The organism is Desulfohalovibrio reitneri (genome assembly GCF_000711295.1).
Taxonomy (GTDB): domain Bacteria; phylum Desulfobacterota; class Desulfovibrionia; order Desulfovibrionales; family Desulfovibrionaceae; genus Desulfohalovibrio; species Desulfohalovibrio reitneri.
The window spans coordinates 1,908,945-1,926,810 of record NZ_JOMJ01000003.1 but is presented as its reverse complement, the minus strand read 5'-3'; the positions used below and the strand labels follow the sequence as shown (position 1 = coordinate 1,926,810).

The 17,866-nt window shown below is 68.8% G+C and carries 21 protein-coding genes; 19 read left to right on the top strand and 2 right to left on the bottom strand.

The window, feature by feature from the left end:
- The 18 genes from N911_RS0109595 to N911_RS18830 all read left to right on the top strand — a co-directional run bounded on the left by N911_RS0109595 (position 1) and on the right by N911_RS18830 (position 15,949).
- Positions 1 to 1,827: a phage tail protein gene (locus N911_RS0109595; protein ID WP_081859143.1), complete on the top strand. Its 1,827-nt coding sequence runs from the start codon at positions 1 to 3 to the stop codon at positions 1,825 to 1,827.
- The gene (locus N911_RS18835) at positions 1,818 to 2,429 is read left to right on the top strand and encodes a phage tail protein (RefSeq protein WP_029896592.1); all 612 of its coding nucleotides are present in this window, start codon (positions 1,818 to 1,820) and stop codon (positions 2,427 to 2,429) included. The genes N911_RS0109595 and N911_RS18835 overlap by 10 nt, the downstream gene beginning before the upstream one ends.
- The gene (locus tag N911_RS17560; protein ID WP_029896590.1) at positions 2,426 to 2,899 is read left to right on the top strand and encodes a hypothetical protein; all 474 of its coding nucleotides are present in this window, start codon (positions 2,426 to 2,428) and stop codon (positions 2,897 to 2,899) included. The genes N911_RS18835 and N911_RS17560 overlap by 4 nt, the downstream gene beginning before the upstream one ends.
- Positions 2,881 to 3,408: a hypothetical protein gene (locus tag N911_RS0109580; protein WP_029896588.1), complete on the top strand. Its 528-nt coding sequence runs from the start codon at positions 2,881 to 2,883 to the stop codon at positions 3,406 to 3,408. Before N911_RS17560 ends, N911_RS0109580 begins: the two co-directional genes overlap by 19 nt.
- 10 nt (positions 3,409 to 3,418) lie before the next feature.
- A complete protein-coding gene (locus N911_RS0109575) occupies positions 3,419 to 5,470 on the top strand; it encodes a discoidin domain-containing protein (protein WP_029896586.1) in 2,052 nt (683 codons plus the stop codon).
- Entirely contained in the window at positions 5,470 to 5,886 is a 417-nt protein-coding gene (locus tag N911_RS0109570; RefSeq protein ID WP_029896584.1) for a hypothetical protein, read from the top strand. Before N911_RS0109575 ends, N911_RS0109570 begins: the two co-directional genes overlap by 1 nt.
- A 265-nt stretch (positions 5,887 to 6,151) precedes the next feature.
- Positions 6,152 to 6,544, top strand: a complete 393-nt coding sequence (locus N911_RS0109565; protein ID WP_029896582.1) for a cytochrome c3 family protein — start codon at positions 6,152 to 6,154, stop codon at positions 6,542 to 6,544.
- A gap of 140 nt (positions 6,545 to 6,684) precedes the next feature.
- Positions 6,685 to 7,533 carry a pantoate--beta-alanine ligase gene (gene panC / locus N911_RS0109560; RefSeq protein WP_029896580.1) on the top strand — a complete coding sequence of 283 codons (849 nt, stop codon included), beginning with the start codon at positions 6,685 to 6,687 and terminating at the stop codon, positions 7,531 to 7,533.
- A gap of 92 nt (positions 7,534 to 7,625) precedes the next feature.
- Positions 7,626 to 8,795, top strand: a complete 1,170-nt coding sequence (metK, locus tag N911_RS0109555) for a methionine adenosyltransferase (RefSeq protein ID WP_029896578.1) — start codon at positions 7,626 to 7,628, stop codon at positions 8,793 to 8,795.
- Positions 8,796 to 8,926: 131 nt separating this feature from the next.
- On the top strand, positions 8,927 to 9,160 hold the full coding sequence (locus N911_RS0109550) for a hypothetical protein (protein WP_029896576.1): 234 nt from the start codon (positions 8,927 to 8,929) through the stop codon (positions 9,158 to 9,160).
- 287 nt (positions 9,161 to 9,447) lie between these two features.
- Positions 9,448 to 9,720: a hypothetical protein gene (locus N911_RS18290; protein ID WP_138774373.1), complete on the top strand. Its 273-nt coding sequence runs from the start codon at positions 9,448 to 9,450 to the stop codon at positions 9,718 to 9,720.
- A gap of 2 nt (positions 9,721 to 9,722) precedes the next feature.
- On the top strand, positions 9,723 to 10,451 hold the full coding sequence (locus N911_RS0109545) for a helix-turn-helix transcriptional regulator (RefSeq protein WP_029896574.1): 729 nt from the start codon (positions 9,723 to 9,725) through the stop codon (positions 10,449 to 10,451).
- A gap of 45 nt (positions 10,452 to 10,496) precedes the next feature.
- Positions 10,497 to 11,855: a sigma-54-dependent transcriptional regulator gene (locus tag N911_RS0109540; protein ID WP_029896572.1), complete on the top strand. Its 1,359-nt coding sequence runs from the start codon at positions 10,497 to 10,499 to the stop codon at positions 11,853 to 11,855.
- 243 nt (positions 11,856 to 12,098) lie between these two features.
- Positions 12,099 to 12,911, top strand: coding sequence for a cytidylate kinase-like family protein (locus N911_RS0109535; protein WP_029896571.1), 813 nt, complete (start codon positions 12,099 to 12,101; stop codon positions 12,909 to 12,911).
- Positions 12,912 to 13,039: 128 nt separating this feature from the next.
- Positions 13,040 to 13,627, top strand: coding sequence for a TetR/AcrR family transcriptional regulator (locus N911_RS0109530; protein WP_029896569.1), 588 nt, complete (start codon positions 13,040 to 13,042; stop codon positions 13,625 to 13,627).
- Between the two features lie 60 nt (positions 13,628 to 13,687).
- Entirely contained in the window at positions 13,688 to 14,458 is a 771-nt protein-coding gene (locus N911_RS0109525; protein ID WP_029896567.1) for a hypothetical protein, read from the top strand.
- A 50-nt stretch (positions 14,459 to 14,508) separates the two neighbouring features.
- Complete coding sequence (locus tag N911_RS0109520; protein ID WP_029896565.1) at positions 14,509 to 15,012, top strand: LysM peptidoglycan-binding domain-containing protein; 504 nt, start codon at positions 14,509 to 14,511, stop codon at positions 15,010 to 15,012.
- A gap of 178 nt (positions 15,013 to 15,190) precedes the next feature.
- Positions 15,191 to 15,949 carry a septal ring lytic transglycosylase RlpA family protein gene (locus N911_RS18830; protein WP_029896563.1) on the top strand — a complete coding sequence of 253 codons (759 nt, stop codon included), beginning with the start codon at positions 15,191 to 15,193 and terminating at the stop codon, positions 15,947 to 15,949.
- Here the strand turns inward: N911_RS18830 and N911_RS0109510 are convergent.
- Together N911_RS0109510 and N911_RS0109505 are read right to left on the bottom strand one after the other, a co-directional pair.
- Positions 15,930 to 16,226: an integration host factor subunit alpha gene (locus tag N911_RS0109510; protein ID WP_029896561.1), complete on the bottom strand. Its 297-nt coding sequence runs from the start codon at positions 16,224 to 16,226 to the stop codon at positions 15,930 to 15,932. The two genes, N911_RS18830 and N911_RS0109510, sit on opposite strands and share 20 nt — an antisense overlap.
- Positions 16,227 to 16,245: 19 nt before the next feature.
- Positions 16,246 to 16,665, bottom strand: coding sequence for an HIT family protein (locus tag N911_RS0109505; protein ID WP_029896559.1), 420 nt, complete (start codon positions 16,663 to 16,665; stop codon positions 16,246 to 16,248).
- A 111-nt stretch (positions 16,666 to 16,776) separates the two neighbouring features.
- Between N911_RS0109505 and N911_RS0109500 the strand changes: the two genes are divergently transcribed.
- A complete protein-coding gene (locus tag N911_RS0109500; RefSeq protein ID WP_051694145.1) occupies positions 16,777 to 17,829 on the top strand; it encodes an elongator complex protein 3 in 1,053 nt (350 codons plus the stop codon).
- The last annotated feature ends 37 nt before the right edge of the window (positions 17,830 to 17,866 follow it).

Sequence of the window (17,866 nt, the reverse complement as noted above, 5' to 3'; positions counted from 1 at the left end):
ATGCAAGCCGTGAACTGGGTGCAGGCCTCCTTCAACGCCGGGGAGCTGTCCCCCCTCATGGACGCCCGCACCGACCAGGAACGCTACCCGCAGGGCTGCCGCTCCCTGGTCAACTTCTGCGTCATGCCCCACGGCCCGGCCTACCGCCGCCCCGGCACGCGCCACGCGGCCGTGGCGGGCAACCCGTCCTTCCCCTCCAGGCTGGTGCCCTTCCAGTTCTCCACCCTGCAGGCCTACGTGCTGGAGTTCTTCGTGGACGAGGCCGGGCAGGGGACCATGCGCGTCTTCAAGGACGGCGGACAGGTGCTGGACGGGGAGGGCCAGCCGTACCGGACAAGCACACCCTTCGACACCGAGGCCAAGGTGTGGTCCCTGCGTTTCTGCCAGACAGCGGACGTCATGTACTTCGCCCAGGCGGACACTCCACCCCACAAGCTGATCCGCCACGGCCACGACGACTGGCGGTTCGAGCCGGTGGCCTTCGGCCCGGACATCCCAGCCCCGGCCAACCCGTCCGCGACCGTGGGCGGCAACGGCGGCTCCACCGAGTACCGCTACAAGGTGGCTTCGGTCGGCCCCACGGACGAGGAATCCCTGGCCTCGGCCGAGGTCGTGGTCGCGGACGCCGCCGCCACCCTCACCTCCTCGGCGCGGGTGGAGCTGGCCTGGGACGCGGTGGAGGGGGCCACCCACTACCGGGTCTACCGGGCGGTGAACGGGGTCTACGGCTTTGTGGGCAAGGCGGTTGAGGCGGCCTACACCGACGAGGGCGACCGCTCCCCGGACCTGGACGACACCCCGCCGGAGCTACGCCGCCCCTTTCAGGAGCCGGGCGATTACCCCTCCTGCGTGCAGTTCTTCGAGCAGCGGCTCATGTGGGCGGCCTCGGAGAACGACCCCCAGCGCATCTGGGGCTCGCAGACGGTACACTACCACAACCACAACGTCTCCACCCCCCTGCGCGACGACGACGCTCTGTCCTACACCATCGTGGCCGACCGGGTGAACGCGGTGCGCTGGATGATGCCGGGCAAGCGGCGGCTGCTCTTCGGCACGGCCGGAGGGGAGTGGACCATGGCCGGTGCCAACGGCGACCCGCTGACCCCCCTCTCGGTGGAGACCTCGCGGGAGACGGTGCGCGGCTCGGCCGCCCTGCCGCCGGTCACGGCCGGGTCCACGGTACTCTTCGCCCAGCGGCCCGGCAACGTGGTGCGCGAGTTCCGCTACTCCCTGGAGGAGGACGGCTTCGCCGCCACCGACGTCTCCATCCTCTCGGAGCACGTCCTGGGGCCTTCGCGCATCCGCGACTGGGCCTATCAGCAATCCCCGGCCTCCATCGTCTGGATTGCCCGCGAGGACGGCGCGCTGGTGGGGCTGACCTACCTGCGCGAGCACAAGGTGGTGGGCTGGCACCGCCACGCCACGGATGGCCGGGTGGTTTCGCTGACCTCCATCCCCGGTCCAGAGAGCGGCCCGGGCCAGGCCGAGGACGAGGTCTGGCTGTGCGTGGAACGCGAGACGGACGGGGTGAAGCGGCACGCGGTGGAGCGGCTGGCCCCGCTCTTCTCCGGCGACCACGCCGAAACCGCCTTCTTCGTGGACGCCGGGCTGAGCCTGGACGCCTGGAACGACGACCCGGCCGCCACCCTGACCCTGACCCCGGACGACCCGATTGGCCCGGCCGGAACCCAGGCCGACCTGACCGCCGAGGGCTTCGCACCCTTCGGGTCCATGGCCGCGGGCGACCGCTACCGGCTGCGCGCGCCCCTGCCCCAACCCTGGGCCGGGGGGCGGCGGACCGCGACACCGCCTGCGAGGTGGAGCTGACGGAGATCGTCTCGCCCACCCGGGCCCGCGCCAGGCTGCGCACCAACCTGCCCGAGAGGCTGAACGGCGCGGCCACCCCCCACCACGCAGCGCCCGTGAGCAGGCTCTTTGGCCTGGACCACCTGCAGGGGCGGCGGGTGCAGGTGCTGGCCGACGGCACGGTACAGCCGGAGGTGGTGGTGGGCGACGCCTCCTCCGCGCCCTGGGCCACGTGCGAGTGGGGCGCGGGGGAGATCGAGCTGCCGCGCCCGACTGCCCTGGTCCACGCTGGCCTGGGCTACGTCTCCGACCTCTCGCCCATGAAGCCGGAGCTTCCCGACGGCCTGGGGCCCTCGCAGGGGCGCATCAAGCGAGTGGCTCTGGGCGCGGTGCGGCTGCACAACTCCCTGGGGCTCAAGGCGGGCAGCGGGGAGGACTCCCTGGAGCGGGTGCCCTTCGAGGACGAGCGCATGGGCGCGGCCGCGCCCCTGTTCTCCGGGGACAAGGCCGTAAGCCTGGAGGCGGAGCCCTCGCCGGACGCCGCCCTGCTGCTGCGCCAGGACCTGCCCCTGCCCTGCACCGTGCTGGCGGTCATGCTCAAGCTGGAGGTCATGGCCCCGTGAGCGCGCGCGCAGACAAACCCAGGCTGGTTCTCTACCAGCCCGAACACGCCCGCGCCCTTTCCCCGCGCGGCCCGGACGCCCGGTTGCTGGCCGCCCGCGCCGACGTGCCCGCCTTTCTGGACCGAGCGGGCGAGCTGGGCCCGGCCTTCTCCCTGCTGGCCGGGGAGGAGGTGCTGGCTTGCGGCGGGGTGGTCGCGGCGCGGCCCGGCCGGGGCGAGGCCTGGTGCCTGGCTTCCGAGACGATTCGCCGGTGGCCGCTGGCCCTGCACCGGGCCGCCCGCCGCATGCTGGCGGCCATGGCCCGCGCGGAGCGGCTGGAGCGGATCGTTTGCACCCGCCTGGCGGGAGACACGGGCGCGGCCAAGTGGCTGCGCTCCCTTGGATTCAAGCCCACGGGCGGGACAACCCGCCTGTCCGGGCTTGTCCTGCACCACTACCACTGGAGGAACACATGTCGGCAGCGGCACTGACCGCCATAGGCACCGGGATGGGTGCCCTCTCCACCGGAGCGGGCCTGATCGAATCCTTCACCGGCGCCGAGACCCAGACCACAGCGGCCGAGCGACAGGCCGAATACCAGCGGCGAATGAACGAATACAACGCCCAGGTGGCCGAGAACAAGGCCATCCGGGCCGAGCGCGAGGCGGACCGCAGGGCCGGGGAGATCGAGCGGCGGGCCGAGCGCGACAAGGGCGCGGCCCGGACGCGGCTGGCCACTTCCGGGGTCAGCCTGCTGGCTCCGGACGACTCGCCCATGGACCTCATGACCCAGGCCGCGGCCCAGGCCGCGGACAAGGCGGACCTGGAACGGCGCAAGGGCGACCGGGAGGCCTGGGAGCTGCGCTCCCGGGCCGGGCTGCATCGCGCCAAGCCGGTGGACGAGCCCTCGTCCTCCGGTCCGGGCGCGTCCTCCCTCTTCAAGCGGGCCGGGTCCATGTTCTCGGACCTGGGGGACATCTACACCACGTGGAACCTGTAAGGAGCGCCGCATGACCATCGCCACCACCATCAACCGGGCGCGCTACCGGGGGGACGGCCAGGCCGCCTCCTTCCCCGCGCCCTTTCCCTTCTTCCAGCCGGACGACCTGGAGGTGGTCCGCAGCCCGGCGGACGGCTCGGGCGACACGACCCTGGCCCTGGAGGCGGACTACGCCGTCAGCGGCGGCGGCCCGGACGGCGGGGAGGTGGTCCTGCCCGCCCCCCTGGCCGACGGCGACCACCTGACCATCCGCCGGGTGGTCAGCCCGGTGCAGGTCCTGGACCTGGTCAACCTGGACGGCTTCGACGCCGAGCTGGTGGAGCGGGAGTTCGACCGCTCCCGCATGCTGGACCAGCAGATCATGGAGGAGCTTTCCCGCTGCCTGAAGTACCCCGCCTCCTCCGGCGCCGGGAGCAGGCTGACCGAAGCGGGAGAGTACATGGACGGGGTGGCCGCCGCCCGCGACGCGGCCCAGGCCGCCCGAAGCGGGGCGGAAACCGCCGAGTCCGGCGCGCTGGACGCTCGCCAGGCGGCGGAAGCGGCCCGCGACCTGGCCCAGCGGCTGGCCAGCGCCGGGGAGGACGTGGAGGTGCTGCCCGGCGTCTACTCCGCCTACCACTGGGCCAGGCTGACCGAGGACTACACCCGGGGCGACGCCGCCAACGTGCTCTACGACGACGCGGCCTCCGGCCTGGACGCGGCCACGGTGCAGCAAGGGCTGGACCGGGCCGCGGCCGGGCTGGCCGAGCGGTACACCGCCCCGGAGACCGACGCCCTGCTGGCGGGCAAGGAGGACATCGACCCGGCCATCCTGCGCGAGGCGGACATCGGCGCGAAGGTCGTGGCCCCCCAGGCCCGCTCCCAGGCACCAAGGCAAGCCATCCTCACCTGTCCGACCGATGCGAACGGCCTGCCCGACTTCCTGGCCGACAACGCGGGCGACCTGGAAATCCAGGCGTCGGCCTCCGCTCCCCTGGCCCTGTCCTTCGCCGAGGGGTTCGGCCAGGACGGCCCCCTGGACGGATACCTGCGGCTGACCGCACCGCTGACCGTACCGGCGAGTGCCTTGACGAATGACACGCGGAACCACGTCTTTATCAACGGTGATGGGACGGCTGGCGTGACCACCATGCGGCCCGAGTACGGCCCCCACCGCGCTGGCGTTGACCGTGTTCCCACCATGTCCGCCAACAGCCAGGACGGCATCACCCTGTCCGCGTCCAGCGTCTACGACAGCAACTACGAACCCTACATGGCCTTTAACGACTCCATCGGCGAGCAGGACCGCTGGGTGACGCAGGACGGCGTGTCCACCGGCTGGCTCCAGGCGGCTTTCCCCGAGGCCCGCCGCGTGGACGGCTACACCCTGCAATGCCCCGCCGCCAGCAAGGCAGGCTCCATGCCGAACACCTGGACCTTCGAGGGAAGCGATGACGGGGCCACCTGGACGGAGCTTGACGCGCAAACCGGCGTGACGTGGACCGGCCAGGAGGTGAAGCGGTTCTCTCTCGCCACCCCCGGCCAATGGCGGTGCGTCCGCATCAACGTCACCGCCCTCAACGGCGGCTCTGTCCTGAACATCGGCGAGATGGAAATCCTCGGCTCGGGGGACTTCTTCGACCTCGTCCGCATGGAGATGCGGGATTCCGCAGACGTGGTGGTGCCCCGCGTGTACGGGGGCTACTGCGATGTTGATTCCTCGGGCAACATCACCGGGACGTACAGCTACGCGCCGGGAACCTTCGCCGTGCGCGCGGTCAACGGCGGGGCGAACATTGGCACTAATCAGCGTCACGAGGAAGAGAACCCCTTCGGACACGGCATGCCCATTCACGCGGTGGCGCAAATCAAGCCCGAGGGCGACGAGTGGGGCCACGGCGGGTTCATCTACAACAGCGGCAACGGGTTCGGCGTGTTGGGTCAGCCCTACGCGGGCAACATCGTCGTGCAAACCGGCGACTCATCGCTGAACAGCGGTTCCAAGAACGACGGCAACCCGTTCCTGAATGCGGGCAACGAATCCTCGGCCCCGTGCCGCATCAAAGTATGGAGGGCGTTCTGATGGCAAAGCGGATTTACGCGGTTCCCGGGGAGTCCCTGGAGCAGTATGCGCTCACCCGGCCTCCCGGCGCGGTGGAGATGGCCGGGCCGCGCCCCGGCCCGGAGTACGCTGCCCAGTCCGACGGGACCTGGACGGTACCCTCGCCGGAGCCAGTGTACGCCGTTCCCAAGGACATCTGGCTGGCCCGGCTGACCAAGCCGGAGAAGCGGCGAGCCGTGGCCCTGTCCAACACCGACGACACCGTGGCCGACCTGCTGGTCAGCCTGACGGCCTGGAGCGAAATCGACGTGGACGAGGCCGAAACCGAGAACCTACTGCTTTACATGGGCGGGCAGGGCGTGTTCGTGGACGAGATGACCGGCGAGGACATCACGGCGGCGAGGGTGCCGGAGCTGCTGGAGCCGTGGACACCCTGACCTGGTCGCGGTGGAGGGGAAGGAACCTTTCTCTCCACCGCACCCCTTCGCCGAACATGTAATTCCGGCGTGGCCGACTTTCCGGCCCCCTTCCCGTCGCCTTTTCCCGGGTCCGGAGCGAACCCCCCGCCTTCTCACGGAAAGCTCGACATGGAACTGAAAAAAATTCGTTCATCCGGTCACGCAATATTTGAGGCGCGGACGTTTTCATGCTAGGCAAATGCAGCCTGTACTCCCACCAACCCGTTGAAAGGAGGTCCTCACAATGCGTCACATGAAGTTGGCCTGGCTCGCCGGACTCGCCGCGGTCTGCTTCTTCGCCGCCGGAGTCGTGGCCGCCGAGATGCCCGGCATGGTCACCATCGACACCCCGGAAGGCGAGAAGCCCCGCACCACCTGGATCAAGGGCTCCGATTTCGACCATGACCTGCACGCCATGGTTGCCGACTGCCAGACCTGCCACCACATGGCCCCCAGTTCCGACCCGGCGGATATCGTGTCCTGCCGCGAGTGCCACTACGACACCCAGTCCAACGACCCCAGTTCCTACTACGCCGCCTGGCACGCTCCCGCCGAGGCGAGCTGTGTCGGCTGCCACCGGCAGATGGGCCTGGACTATTCCTGCAAGGGCGCCTGCCACGATTCCCCCCGCGGGTAGCCCTGCTGCCCGGGAAAGAAAGGAAAGGGCGGACGGCCTCGGCCGGACGCCCTTTTTTTCGTCTCCCGCCCCTCATCCTTCCCACGCGGCCTGACGCCCGGGCTGGACACGCTCCGCCGCCCGGCGCTATCTGATTCCCCATGCGTATCATTACCGACGTGGACGAGTTCCGGGCCTGGAGCGAATCGGCCCGGTGCGAGGGCAGGCGGGTCGGCCTGGTGCCGACCATGGGCGCGCTGCATGAGGGGCACCTGTCCCTGATAGGCGAGGCGGTCCGCCGGGCCGACGCCGTGGCCGTGAGCGTCTTCGTCAACCCGGCGCAGTTCGCCCCTGGAGAGGACTACGAGACCTACCCCCGCGACCTGGAGCGCGACGCCGCCCTGGCCGGAGAGCACGGCGCGGACGTCGTTTTCGCCCCGCCGCCCGGGGCCATGTACCCCGAGGGCGAGTCCACCCGGGTGACGGTGGAGGGGGTCTCCGAAGGGCTCTGCGCGCGCACCCGGCCCCATTTCTTCGGCGGGGTGGCCCTGGTGGTGACCAAGCTTTTGGTCCTGGCCCGGCCGCACGTGGCCGTGTTCGGGGAGAAGGACCGCCAGCAGCTGGCCGTCATCCGCCGCCTGGGCAAAGACCTGCTGCTTGACTGCGAGATCGCCGGGCACCCCACGGTGCGCGAGGAGGACGGCCTGGCCATGTCCTCGCGCAACGTCTACCTCACCCAGGCGGAGCGGGCCCAGGCCCCCGGGCTGTACCGGGGGCTGCTCGACCTCAAGCGCAGGCTGGAGGAGGGCGAGCGCGACGCCGCCGAACTGCTGGCCGGGCTGGAGGATTTCTACGCCCGCGAGGTGCCGGACGGGGAGATCGACTATCTGGAGCTTGTCGACCCGGAAACCATGCGGCCGGTGGAGAGGGTGGACGGCGAGGCCGTGGCCGCGGTGGCTGTCAGGCTGGGCCGGGCCAGGCTGATTGATAATATCGTCGTAAGTTGGTAAAAGCATATCGGGCGCGATCAATATGCCCGCCAACCTCGGGATTGGGCTCCCCGCGGGTGTGCGGTTCGTACAGTACACTTCAGGGAGGAATCATGATCACTTGTGACGGCACCTATCTTTTCACTTCCGAATCCGTGACCGAGGGCCACCCGGACAAGGTGGCCGACACCATCTCCGACGCGGTGCTGGACGCCCTGCTGGACCAGGACCCCAATTCCCGCGTGGCCTGCGAAACACTGGTGACCACCGGCATGGCCCTCATCGCCGGGGAGATCACCTCCGAGGGATACGCCGATTTCCCGGACATCGTCCGCTCCACCATCAAGGACATCGGCTACACCTCCTCGGACATGGGCTTCGACTACGAGACCTGCGCGGTGCTCTCCACCATCGACAAGCAGTCCCCGGACATCGCCCAGGGCGTCAACCGCAAGTCCCCCGAGGAACAGGGCGCGGGCGACCAGGGCATGATGTTCGGCTTCGCCTGCAACGAGACCGATACCCTCATGCCCTCGCCCATCTACTGGTCGCACAAGCTCTCGCGGCGGCTGACCTATGTGCGCAAGGAGGGCATCCTTCCCTTCCTGCGGCCCGACGGCAAGACGCAGGTGGCCATGGAGTACGTGGACGGCAAGCCATCCCGCATCGACAACGTGGTCATCTCCTCGCAGCACACCGCCAACGTGGCCTACCAGGACATCTCCGACGGCATCCGGGCCGAGGTCATCAAGCACGTGCTGCCCAAGGAGCTGATGGACGACAAGACCCAGATCTACATCAACACCACCGGCCGGTTCGTGGTGGGCGGCCCCATGGGCGACTGCGGCCTGACCGGGCGCAAGATCATCAACGACACCTACGGCGGGGCCGGAACCCACGGCGGCGGCGCCTTCTCCGGCAAGGACCCCTCCAAGGTGGACCGCTCGGCCGCTTACATGGCCCGCTACATCGCCAAGAACATCGTGGCCGCCGGGCTGGCCGAGAAGTGCCAAGTGCAGATCGCCTACTGCATCGGCGTGGCCGATCCCGTGTCCGTGCTGGCCACAACCTACGGCACCGGCCAGGTGTCCGACGAGACCCTGACCAAGGCCATCCGCGAGGTCTTCGACCTGCGCCCCTACTTCATCACCGAGCGGCTCAAGCTCAAGCGGCCCATCTACCGCCTGACCACCAACTACGGCCACTTCGGCCGCGAGCTGCCCGAGTTCACCTGGGAGAAGAAGGACGCGACCGCCGACCTGCGCACCGCCTGCAAGATCTAGCCCCGGCCCGAACAATCTGACCACACCCGAGGCCCCCGCCCAGGCGGGGGCCTTTTTTCGTGGGGAAATATCATTTCCGCCGGGATTCCTCCCGGCGTAGCCTGCCAGAATCGCCACGAGGAGGGGCGGACATGCGCTGCGCCATCTGCGGCAACGCCGCCAGATTCTTTCACCACCAGGGGGTGATGGTATTCATCCACATGCACCAGTGCCCCAGCTGCCGCATGCCCCTGTGCTCCGGGCGCGTCCGCAGGGGCGACTACCCCGAGGACATCCGCAAAGGGCTGGACGAGGCGGGCCTGCAGGAGGAGATGGCCACCTACTGCCCCCGCTGCGAGACCCTCATCCCCAACGTGGCACAATGAGACGCCGCTCCATGACGCCCTTTTCCATCAATCCGCGCATCCTGGTTTATGGGAGCGCCCGTGTTGTTGTCCGGACCTTGAGAGGCTAGGATGCCCGCCATGACGCGGGAACTGGACGATCTGCTGGCCGGGCCGGAGCGGCTGCTGGAAACATGGCGCGCCCGGGCCGACGCCCAAGGGATCGAGGCCCTGGCCGTGGGCGCGGAGGAACTGGGCCAGGCCCTGGCGACCCTGTTCGGCCCCTCCGGCCCCCGGACCCCACGGCGGCGCGGGCCGGGCTGGCGCGGGTGGCCGAACCGGGCGGGCCGGAGGAACGGCTGGCCACGGCCAAGGCATTGCTGGCCTGCCTTGAGGACGCCCTGGACGGCGACCCCGCCGCCCTGCGGGAACTGCGGCGGCGGGCGGACGCGGTGGAACTGGCCCTGGTGCGGGCCGCCCCCTGGCCGAGCGGCCCGAGGCCTTCGAGGACCCGGACCAGGCCCTGGGCGAGTCCGAACGCCTCTACCTCTCCCTGTTCCGCCACGCGGCCGAGGCCATCCTGCTGCTGGACGCCGACCTGACCGTGGTTGCCGCCAACCGGTCCGCCCGCCGCCTCTTCCGGGGCAAGGCCCCCTCCCTGCGCGGCCTGAATCTGCGCGACCTGCTGGCCGAGGGCGCGGACGAGGCCGCCGGGCGGCTGCATCGGCTTCAGCCCGGGGAGCGCACCGCCCTGGATCTGGAGGGTCTTGGCCCTGACGGTTCCTTTTCCGCCAGAGCCGCGGCCTCGCGGCTGGACCTGGAGCGGTCCGACTCCTTCCATCTTCTTGTGCGCGACCGCAGCGAGCGGCTGCGGCTGGAGGACGAGCTGGCCGAGCAGCGCGGCCGGGCCGAGGACATGGAAGTCACCCTGCGCAACGTGCTCTCGGCCACGGGCGAGGCGGAGCGCGATTTCCGCCGCGACCTGGCCGGCAGGGTGGAGCGGGAGGTGCTGCCGGTCATCCGCCGCATCGTGGACGAGCCGGACCGCTCCCGCCGGGCGGGCTACCGGCGCGCCCTGACCGACAGCCTGCTGGGGCTGGCCCAGGGCGGCTCCACCTCCCTGGACGCGCGGCTTCTCTGCCTCACCCCGGCGGAAATCGACGTCTGCCGCCTGGTGCAGGGCGGGGCCAGCAGCCGCGAAGCCGCGCGCGAACTGGGCGTAACCTTCGACACCATCCAGACCCACCGCCGCTCCATCCGCCGCAAGCTGGGCCTGCGGGGCACGCCCACCTCGTTGTGCGCCTTCCTCAAGACAATCCCTCCCATTCCCTGAGCCGCATCCCTTCCCAAAAGCGGATTCCGGTCGTACTTTGCCCGGATGCAAGGCCGCATCCTCATCTATGATGACGACCCGGTCTGCCTGGAGCGGCTCATCGAGGTCCTGACCTCGCTTGGACACCAGGTGGACATGGAGCTGGAGTTGAACCGGACCTTGTCGCGCCTGGAGCGGGACGAGTTCGACCTGGTCCTCATCAACACGCGCGACCCGGCCACCGACGAGGTGGAGGCCATGACCCGGGTCAAGGCCATCCGGCCGGACGTGGAGGTCATCATCGTCACCGGCGACCCCTCGGTGAGCGAGGCGGTCACGGCCATCAAGCACGGAGCCTTCCACTACCTTTCCAAGCCCTTCAAGGCGGAGGAAATGGCCGCCCTGGCCCAGAAGGCCATGGAAAAGCGCATGCTGACCATCGAGGTCAACGAACTGCGGGAAATGCTTGGCAGCCGCACCGGCCCCAAGCTCATCGGCCGCTCCCCGGCCATCCAGCGGCTGAAAAAGTCCATGCGGCGGGTGGCCCCCCTGGACTGCACCGTGCTCATCACCGGCGAGACAGGCGCGGGCAAGGAACTGGTGGCGCGCATGATCCATCAGATGAGCCCCCGCGCCGACCGCAAATTCCTGGCGGTGAACTGTGGCGCGCTGTCCGAGGAACTGCTCTCCAACGAGCTGTTCGGCCACGAGCGGGAGGCCTTCACCGGAGCCAGCCACACACGCAAGGGGCTGTTCGAGGCGGCCGAGGGCGGCACCCTCATGCTGGACGAGATCGGCGACACCTCTCCCTCCATGCAGGTGCAGCTTTTGCGCGTACTGCAGGAACGCGCCTTCATCCGCGTGGGCGGCACCGAGGAGATCCCCATGGACGTGCGGGTGCTGGCGGCCACCAACCGCGACCTGGCTGCGGACGCCGAATCCGGCTCCTTCCGCGAGGACCTGTACTACCGCCTCAACGTCTTCACCCTGCGCATTCCCCCTCTGCGGGAGCGGCGCGACGACATCCCCTTGTTCGTGCGCTATTTCCTGGACAAGTACGGCGCGGAGTTCGGCAAAAACGTGGAGCGCGTCTCGGACGAGGTCATGGGCGCACTGCTCTCCCACCCTTTTCCGGGCAACGTGCGCGAGCTGGAGAACCTGCTGGAGCGGGCCATCATCCTCTGCGACGGCCCCACCATCACCCTGGACCACCTGCCACGCTCCCTGCGCGACCAGCCCTCCTGCCTTGAGGTGCCGGACTCGCCCGAGGCCATGCCCTCCCTGGCGGAGATGGAGCGGCGCTACATCCAGCGGGTGCTGGGCGCGGTGGACGGCAAGAAGACCGAAGCGGCCAAAATACTCGGCATCAACAGGGCCTCGCTGTGGCGCAAGCTCAAGCGGCAGGAGAACGGCCAGGGCGAATGATGCGCTTGGCAACACACCGCTTCTTTCCGCAACACAAACCAACAAGATCATGAAATATATACCTTTCTTGGCAACGCCGAGGCCACTGCGTTGCACATCGCATCGCGACGCATCCCGCTCCAGCAAGCCCAAAAAACAATAATCACATCATTTCAGATTCTTACGTGCTCATAGCGGTGTTGGCACCAGCCTTGCTAAAGGAGAGGCACCACCAACGAAACCCAAGCGAGGAGCACAAAGCATATGTCCATCATCAGCATTTCCCGCGATTCATACAGCCACGGCCAGGAAATCGCCCGCCGCGTCTCCGAGGCCCTCGGCTTCGACAACGTGGCCCGCGAGGTCATCCTGGAGGCCGCCCAGAAGTTCGACGTGCCCGAAAAGCGCATCGAGAGCGCACTGAGCGAGAACCCCCGCGGTCTGCGCGCCCTGTTCTCCAACAAGGACCGGCACCTGGCCTTCTTCAAGGCCGCCTTCTTCGAGCGCATGCGCTCCGGCGGCGTGGTCTACCACGGCCTGGCCGGACACGCCTTCCTGCAGGACGTTCCCGGCGCGCTGAAGGTGCGCCTGGTGGCCTCCATGGACGACCGCGTGCGCGAGGAGATGCGCCGCGAAGGCCTGACCGAGGAGACCGCCCGCCGCCGCCTGGAGAAGCTGGACGAGGCCCGCCGCGAGTGGTCCATGGCCATCTACGGCGTGGACAACCACGATGTGAACTTCTACGACTTGGTCATCAACCTCTCCTCCATGAGCGTGGACGAAGCCGTGGAAACCATCGTCGACTTGGCCGGGCACAAGGCCTTCGAAGAAACCGGCGAGACCTTCCGCACCCTCGAGGACAAGGCCCTGGCCGCCCGCGCCGAGGCCGAGGTGCTGCGCTCCTTCGACAAGGTGCGCGCCCGCTGCGAGGAAGGCCACTGCTACATCAGCGTGGAAGCCCCCCTGCTGGCCGAGGAGACCGTGGCCCGCAAGGTCCGCGCCATCGCCATGAACGTCGAGGGCGTGCGCGAAGTGACCGCCGGGGTCCACATGGGCGACTCCTCCCTGGCCGCCTAACCCTTTCCTCCATCCGCCCCTCCTCGAGCGGCCCGCTTCCCCATATGGGGGAGGCGGGCCGCTCCCTTTTGACACCCTGGCCGCACCGTGCCACTGTGAATCAATCTTCACGGTGAAGGGGGTTTCACATGAGTGGCAGACGCGCGGAAATGGCCCGGGCGGCACTGGACGTGGCCTCGGAGCGCGGTTTGGCCGGCGTGACCCTGGCGGCCGTGGCCGAGCGGTGCGGGGTGGTTCCCTCGGCGTTGTACCGGCACTTTCCCGGCCGCGAGGGACTGGGTTTGGCCATGCTGGAGGAGGCGGAGAAGCGCATTGAAAACCAGCGGCGGCTGGCTACGGAGGCGCACGGTTCCGCCCTGGACCGGCTCGGGCTGCTGCTGGAGGGGCTGGCCGGGGAAGTGGCCGCCACCCCGGCCCTGGCCGAGCTGCTCTTCGCCGACCCCGCCGCCCGCGCGGACGGGGAGCACCGCCGCCGCCAGCTGGCCGTGCTTCGCGGGCTCATCGGCGAGGTGGCCGACCTGCTTCGCCGCGCCCAGGCCGAGGGCGAGGCGCGCTGGGACATCTCCCCAGGCCGCGCGGCCACCTGCCTGGTCTCCAGCCAGGCCGGACCGGCCCTGCTGGCCTCGATCACGGCCGGGGAGTTCGACCCCCTGGCCCAGGCGCGCTTCGCCTGGAGTCTGCTGCTGCCCGGACTGCGCAAGCAACACGCCGATTGACCGCCAGGACGCCCTTCCCGCATAGTGGCTGGGCATTTTCCCCTCCCCGAGGAGCAAGCCATGTCCAAGGAATGGATACGACGCAAGAAACCCCAGTTCATCCGCGACGTGCTGCGCGACTTCTGCAAGGCAGGCAGGCGGCTGGAGGACCAGTTCCGCCGCTTCGACCATTACGGCCGCCTGGAGTTCGAAGCGCTGCGCGAGTTGCTGGGGGAGGAGAACAACAAGGGCCTTTTATGGCGGCTCAAGGACACCGCCCACCACACCTTCCGTTCCGACGAGGAGGAGCGCCTGGTGGGGCAGTTTCTGGACTGGGGCGTGGGCTACATCTTCCACGAGACGGTCAAGCTCAAGGAGGACGCCTACCAGCAGGGCGCCTACGCCCCCTGGTTCCGCGAAATGCGCTCCCAGGATCTGCCCAGGGAGGAGGCGGTCATCTGCCAGGAGCTGTACCAGGTGGTCAAACAGACCCGGCAGTCAATGCAACGTGAGATAAAACGCATCCGCTTTATCATGTACCACTGTCGCCGCCTTTTCCCCATCTACCTGGCGGAGCACCGCGACAACCCCCTGCTGGCCCGCTTCCTGTACGAGGAAGAAGGACTGGTTCGGGAGGTATTTGGCGTGGGATATCAGGATCTTGTTGACGCCCTGTACAACGGCGAGCCGGGCGAGCTGTACCTGCAGGCGGCCCGTTCCCTGCGAGAGGGCGGCTGGATGGAGAAGGCCGCCAAGGCCCTGGAATACGCGGAAAGCCGGGGGGAAACAGGGGAAAGCGTGTTGCATGAACGGGAGATTGTTGATACCTGGAAAAAACGTTACATTGTGTGATACAGTGCGTGGCGCACGGTTATTCGCCAGCAAAAACGGAGGAAGCGAGCATGAAGAGGTTGACCCTGATGGCGCTGCTGCTGAGCCTGGCTCTGGCCTGGGGCTGCGCAAGCAAACAGCAGACCGCCGAAAAACCCCAGCCCGAGCCCAAGCAGGAAGAGCAGGTCGAGGTCGTCGAGGAAGAGGAAGTGGTCGTGGTCGAGGAGGAAGCCCCCGAGCCCACGCCCATGGAACTGTACGAGATGACCTACGGCGATCTGCCCACCTCGCACACCGTGGTCAAGGGCGACTGCCTGTGGAACATTTCCGAAGAGGCCCAAGTCTACAACGACCCCTTCATGTGGCCCCTCATTTACAAGGCCAATCGCGGCAAGATCAACGACCCCGACCTGATCTACCCCGGGCAGGTTTTCTCCATCCCGCGCCACGGTTTCGATCTGGCCGAGGTCAAGCAGGTCCGCAAGCAGGCAGGCGCTCCCTGGAAAAAGCTGGAGCCCGCCTCCACGGCCAATCTGCCCGCCCAGATCCGCAAGGAACTCGGCTACGGCTTCTAGCGGGTGATTCGCCGCTTGGCGGCGGCCGGCCTCGCGCCCGCGCTGGACACGGCCACCCCTGCGGGCAATGACACGCCCGGGCCTATGGCGGCCCGGGCGTTTTCGCATCCGGCGGCCGGGCCCGCTCGCGCCCGGCCCGCAGACAGGGGGCCCGCCCCCACCCTGGAGACCGACCACCGTGCCCCGCACCGCATCCCTCGCCTGCATCTGCCTGCTGGCCCTGGTCCTGCTGGCGGGCTGCTCCAGCCATCGCGCCGGACGTCCCGGCGTCAGCGGGCAGGCCCCCGCCCCAACGGAAACGGGCAAGACCCCGGCCACCCAGCGTCCCTACACCGTGTTCGGGGCCAGCTACACCCCCATGCCCACGGCCGACGGCTACGTGCAAGAGGGAGTGGCCTCCTGGTATGGCCGCAAGTTCCACGGCAACCCCACGGCCAACGGCGAGACCTACGACATGTACGCCTTCACAGCGGCCCACCGCGTGCTGCCCATGGGCACCCGGCTGCGGGTGCTCAACAAGGACAACGGCCGCGAGGTGCTGGTGCGGGTCAACGACCGGGGGCCTTTCGTGGACACCCGCAAGCGCATCATCGACCTCTCCTACGCCGCGGCCAGGAAGCTGGGCATGGACAAGACCGGCCTGGCCCGGGTGCGGCTGAGCACCGTGGGCAGCGTGGCCGGGGCCACGAGGAATGATCTGCGCGGGGAATTCTACGTGCAGGTGGGAGCGTTCACCGTCAAGGAGAACGCGCTGCGTCTGGCCTCCGCCTTGCGGGGCGACGGCTACAGGGGCACGCGGGTTCAGCGCGCCGAGGTGGAGGGCCGGACCTTCTGGCGGGTCCAGGCCGGGGTGTTCAACAGCCTCTCGGCCGCGCTCAAGGGGCGGCGGGGACTGACCGGGGAGCACCCCCGGGCCTTCATTCTCGCTGGTCGTTGATCTCCCCGCGGAACTTGCGAGACAGGCGGAACACGACCACCTTGCGCGGAGGCAGGGTGATGGTCTCGTTTGTCTGGGGATTGCGCCCCTTGCGGGCGTCCTTGTCATAGGCCTCGAACTTGCCGAAGCCGGAAATGAGCAGGCTGTGGTCGCTCTTGATGGCCTGCTTCATGATGTCCAACAGCGCCTCGACGTGATCCTTGATCTCAGCGCGGTTCATGTCCATCCGTTCGTGGATGGTGTCCACGATGTCAGCCTTGGTCAACGTGTTGCTCATGGTCCTCTCCTTGTGCCGGTCAGCCGAGCCTGGCGCGAATCTCCCCGGCCAGGCGGTTCATCTCGTCCTGGGAGGGATAGGGTGTCTGGGGCCACAAACGCAGCCCGTCCTCATGGAAGCGTGGTATAATATGATAATGGGCGTGAAAGACGACCTGGCCCGCGGCCTCCCCCAGGTTGAGCCCCAGGTTGACGCCGTCCGCGCCGGTGGCCAGCATGACGGCACGGGCCACATCCTGCTGCGCCCGCAGCAGGTCGGCGGCCAAGCCGGGGTCCAGGTCCAGCAGCGTGGGATAGTGGGACTTGGGGATGACCAGGGCGTGTCCCTGCCGCACCGGATTGAGGTCCAGGAAGGCGTAGACGTTGTCCCGGTCCAGGACGCTGGCGCTGGGGATTTCCCCGGCCACGATCTTGCAAAATACACACTCGGGATCGCGCATGCTCACCACTTCGTTTAAGGGTCCAATATACTTCTACTCTTAGCATACTTGTCTATCCCTGTAAATACGGCATGGCAAGTACCCGCCAGTAAATTACGGGTTTCTAGGTAGATGGCGATTCCCAGCAATTCAAGACACTCGGGGCTATCCGGAGGGGAGGCCTTCTCCCATCCGTCGCCCGGAGAGGGACGGCCGCGCATCATTCCGGTCTTTCTGCCCCACGCCGGATGCCCCGGCCGCTGCGCCTTCTGCGACCAGCGCGCCCAGACAGGCGCGGAGGCCGACCCCGCCGCCGCCCTGGAACGCATGCGCGCCGGGCTGGCCACCCAGGACTCCTCCCGGCCGGTGGAGGTGGGGCTGTTCGGCGGCAGCTTCACCGCCCTGCCTCGCCACTCGCGAAACGCCTTTCTGGAAACCGCCGCGGAGCACGCCCGGCGCGGAACGGTCAGCGGGGTGCGCTGCTCCACCCGACCCGATGCCCTGGACCCCGCCCTGGCCCGCGAACTGGCCGAAGGCGGTCTGACCGGCGTGGAGCTTGGCGCGCAGAGCCTCAGCGACCGGGTGCTTCAAGCCGTGGGGCGCGGTCACGACGCCGAGTCCGTCAACCGGGCGGTGGAGGCGGCCCGCTCCGCCGGACTGCGGGTGGGGCTGCACCTCATGGCCGGGCTGCCGGACCAGTCCCCGGGCGTCTTTCTGGAGGACGTTTCCCGCGCCATGGCCCTGCGGCCGGACTGGCTGCGGCTGCACCCCGCCCTGGTGCTGGAGTCCACCCCCCTGGCCCGCTCCTGGCGAGCCGGGGCGTATCGTCCCTGGCCCCTGGCCCCCACCCTGGAACTGCTGGGCAAGGCGGTGCTGGCCGCCTGGGATGCCGGGACGCGGGTCATCCGCGTGGGCGTGGCCCCGGAGCCTGGCTTCGCCGGACGCGTACTGGCCGGACCGCGCCACGAGGCCATGGGCCAGCGGGCCGCCTCCCGCGCGCTGTGGCTGCATGTCCGCCGCCTGCTGGCCCATGAAGGCATCCGACCCCGCTCCCTGGAGGTGCCCGCCCGCCACCTCTCGGACGCGCTTGGCTGGCGCGGGGAGATGCTGCCCCGCTGGAAGGCCCTGGGGCTGGGTCGCGAGGACATCCGCCCCGTGGAGGGAGATTTTTTCCTTGTCCGATAAGCCCCGACGGAATACCATCCCCCGGATTTCGTTCACG

Coding starts and splice junctions, on each gene's coding strand:
- N911_RS0109595 (WP_081859143.1), top strand. CDS start 1: ATGCAAGCCGTGAACTGGGTGCAGGCCTCCTTCAACGCCGGGGAGCTG.
- N911_RS0109580 (WP_029896588.1), top strand. CDS start 2,881: ATGTCGGCAGCGGCACTGACCGCCATAGGCACCGGGATGGGTGCCCTC.
- N911_RS0109575 (WP_029896586.1), top strand. CDS start 3,419: ATGACCATCGCCACCACCATCAACCGGGCGCGCTACCGGGGGGACGGC.
- N911_RS0109570 (WP_029896584.1), top strand. CDS start 5,470: ATGGCAAAGCGGATTTACGCGGTTCCCGGGGAGTCCCTGGAGCAGTAT.
- N911_RS0109565 (WP_029896582.1), top strand. CDS start 6,152: ATGCGTCACATGAAGTTGGCCTGGCTCGCCGGACTCGCCGCGGTCTGC.
- panC (WP_029896580.1), top strand. CDS start 6,685: ATGCGTATCATTACCGACGTGGACGAGTTCCGGGCCTGGAGCGAATCG.
- metK (WP_029896578.1), top strand. CDS start 7,626: ATGATCACTTGTGACGGCACCTATCTTTTCACTTCCGAATCCGTGACC.
- N911_RS0109550 (WP_029896576.1), top strand. CDS start 8,927: ATGCGCTGCGCCATCTGCGGCAACGCCGCCAGATTCTTTCACCACCAG.
- N911_RS0109540 (WP_029896572.1), top strand. CDS start 10,497: ATGCAAGGCCGCATCCTCATCTATGATGACGACCCGGTCTGCCTGGAG.
- N911_RS0109535 (WP_029896571.1), top strand. CDS start 12,099: ATGTCCATCATCAGCATTTCCCGCGATTCATACAGCCACGGCCAGGAA.
- N911_RS0109530 (WP_029896569.1), top strand. CDS start 13,040: ATGAGTGGCAGACGCGCGGAAATGGCCCGGGCGGCACTGGACGTGGCC.
- N911_RS0109525 (WP_029896567.1), top strand. CDS start 13,688: ATGTCCAAGGAATGGATACGACGCAAGAAACCCCAGTTCATCCGCGAC.
- N911_RS0109520 (WP_029896565.1), top strand. CDS start 14,509: ATGAAGAGGTTGACCCTGATGGCGCTGCTGCTGAGCCTGGCTCTGGCC.
- N911_RS0109510 (WP_029896561.1), bottom strand. CDS start 16,226: ATGAGCAACACGTTGACCAAGGCTGACATCGTGGACACCATCCACGAA.
- N911_RS0109505 (WP_029896559.1), bottom strand. CDS start 16,665: ATGCGCGATCCCGAGTGTGTATTTTGCAAGATCGTGGCCGGGGAAATC.
- N911_RS0109500 (WP_051694145.1), top strand. CDS start 16,777: ATGGCGATTCCCAGCAATTCAAGACACTCGGGGCTATCCGGAGGGGAG.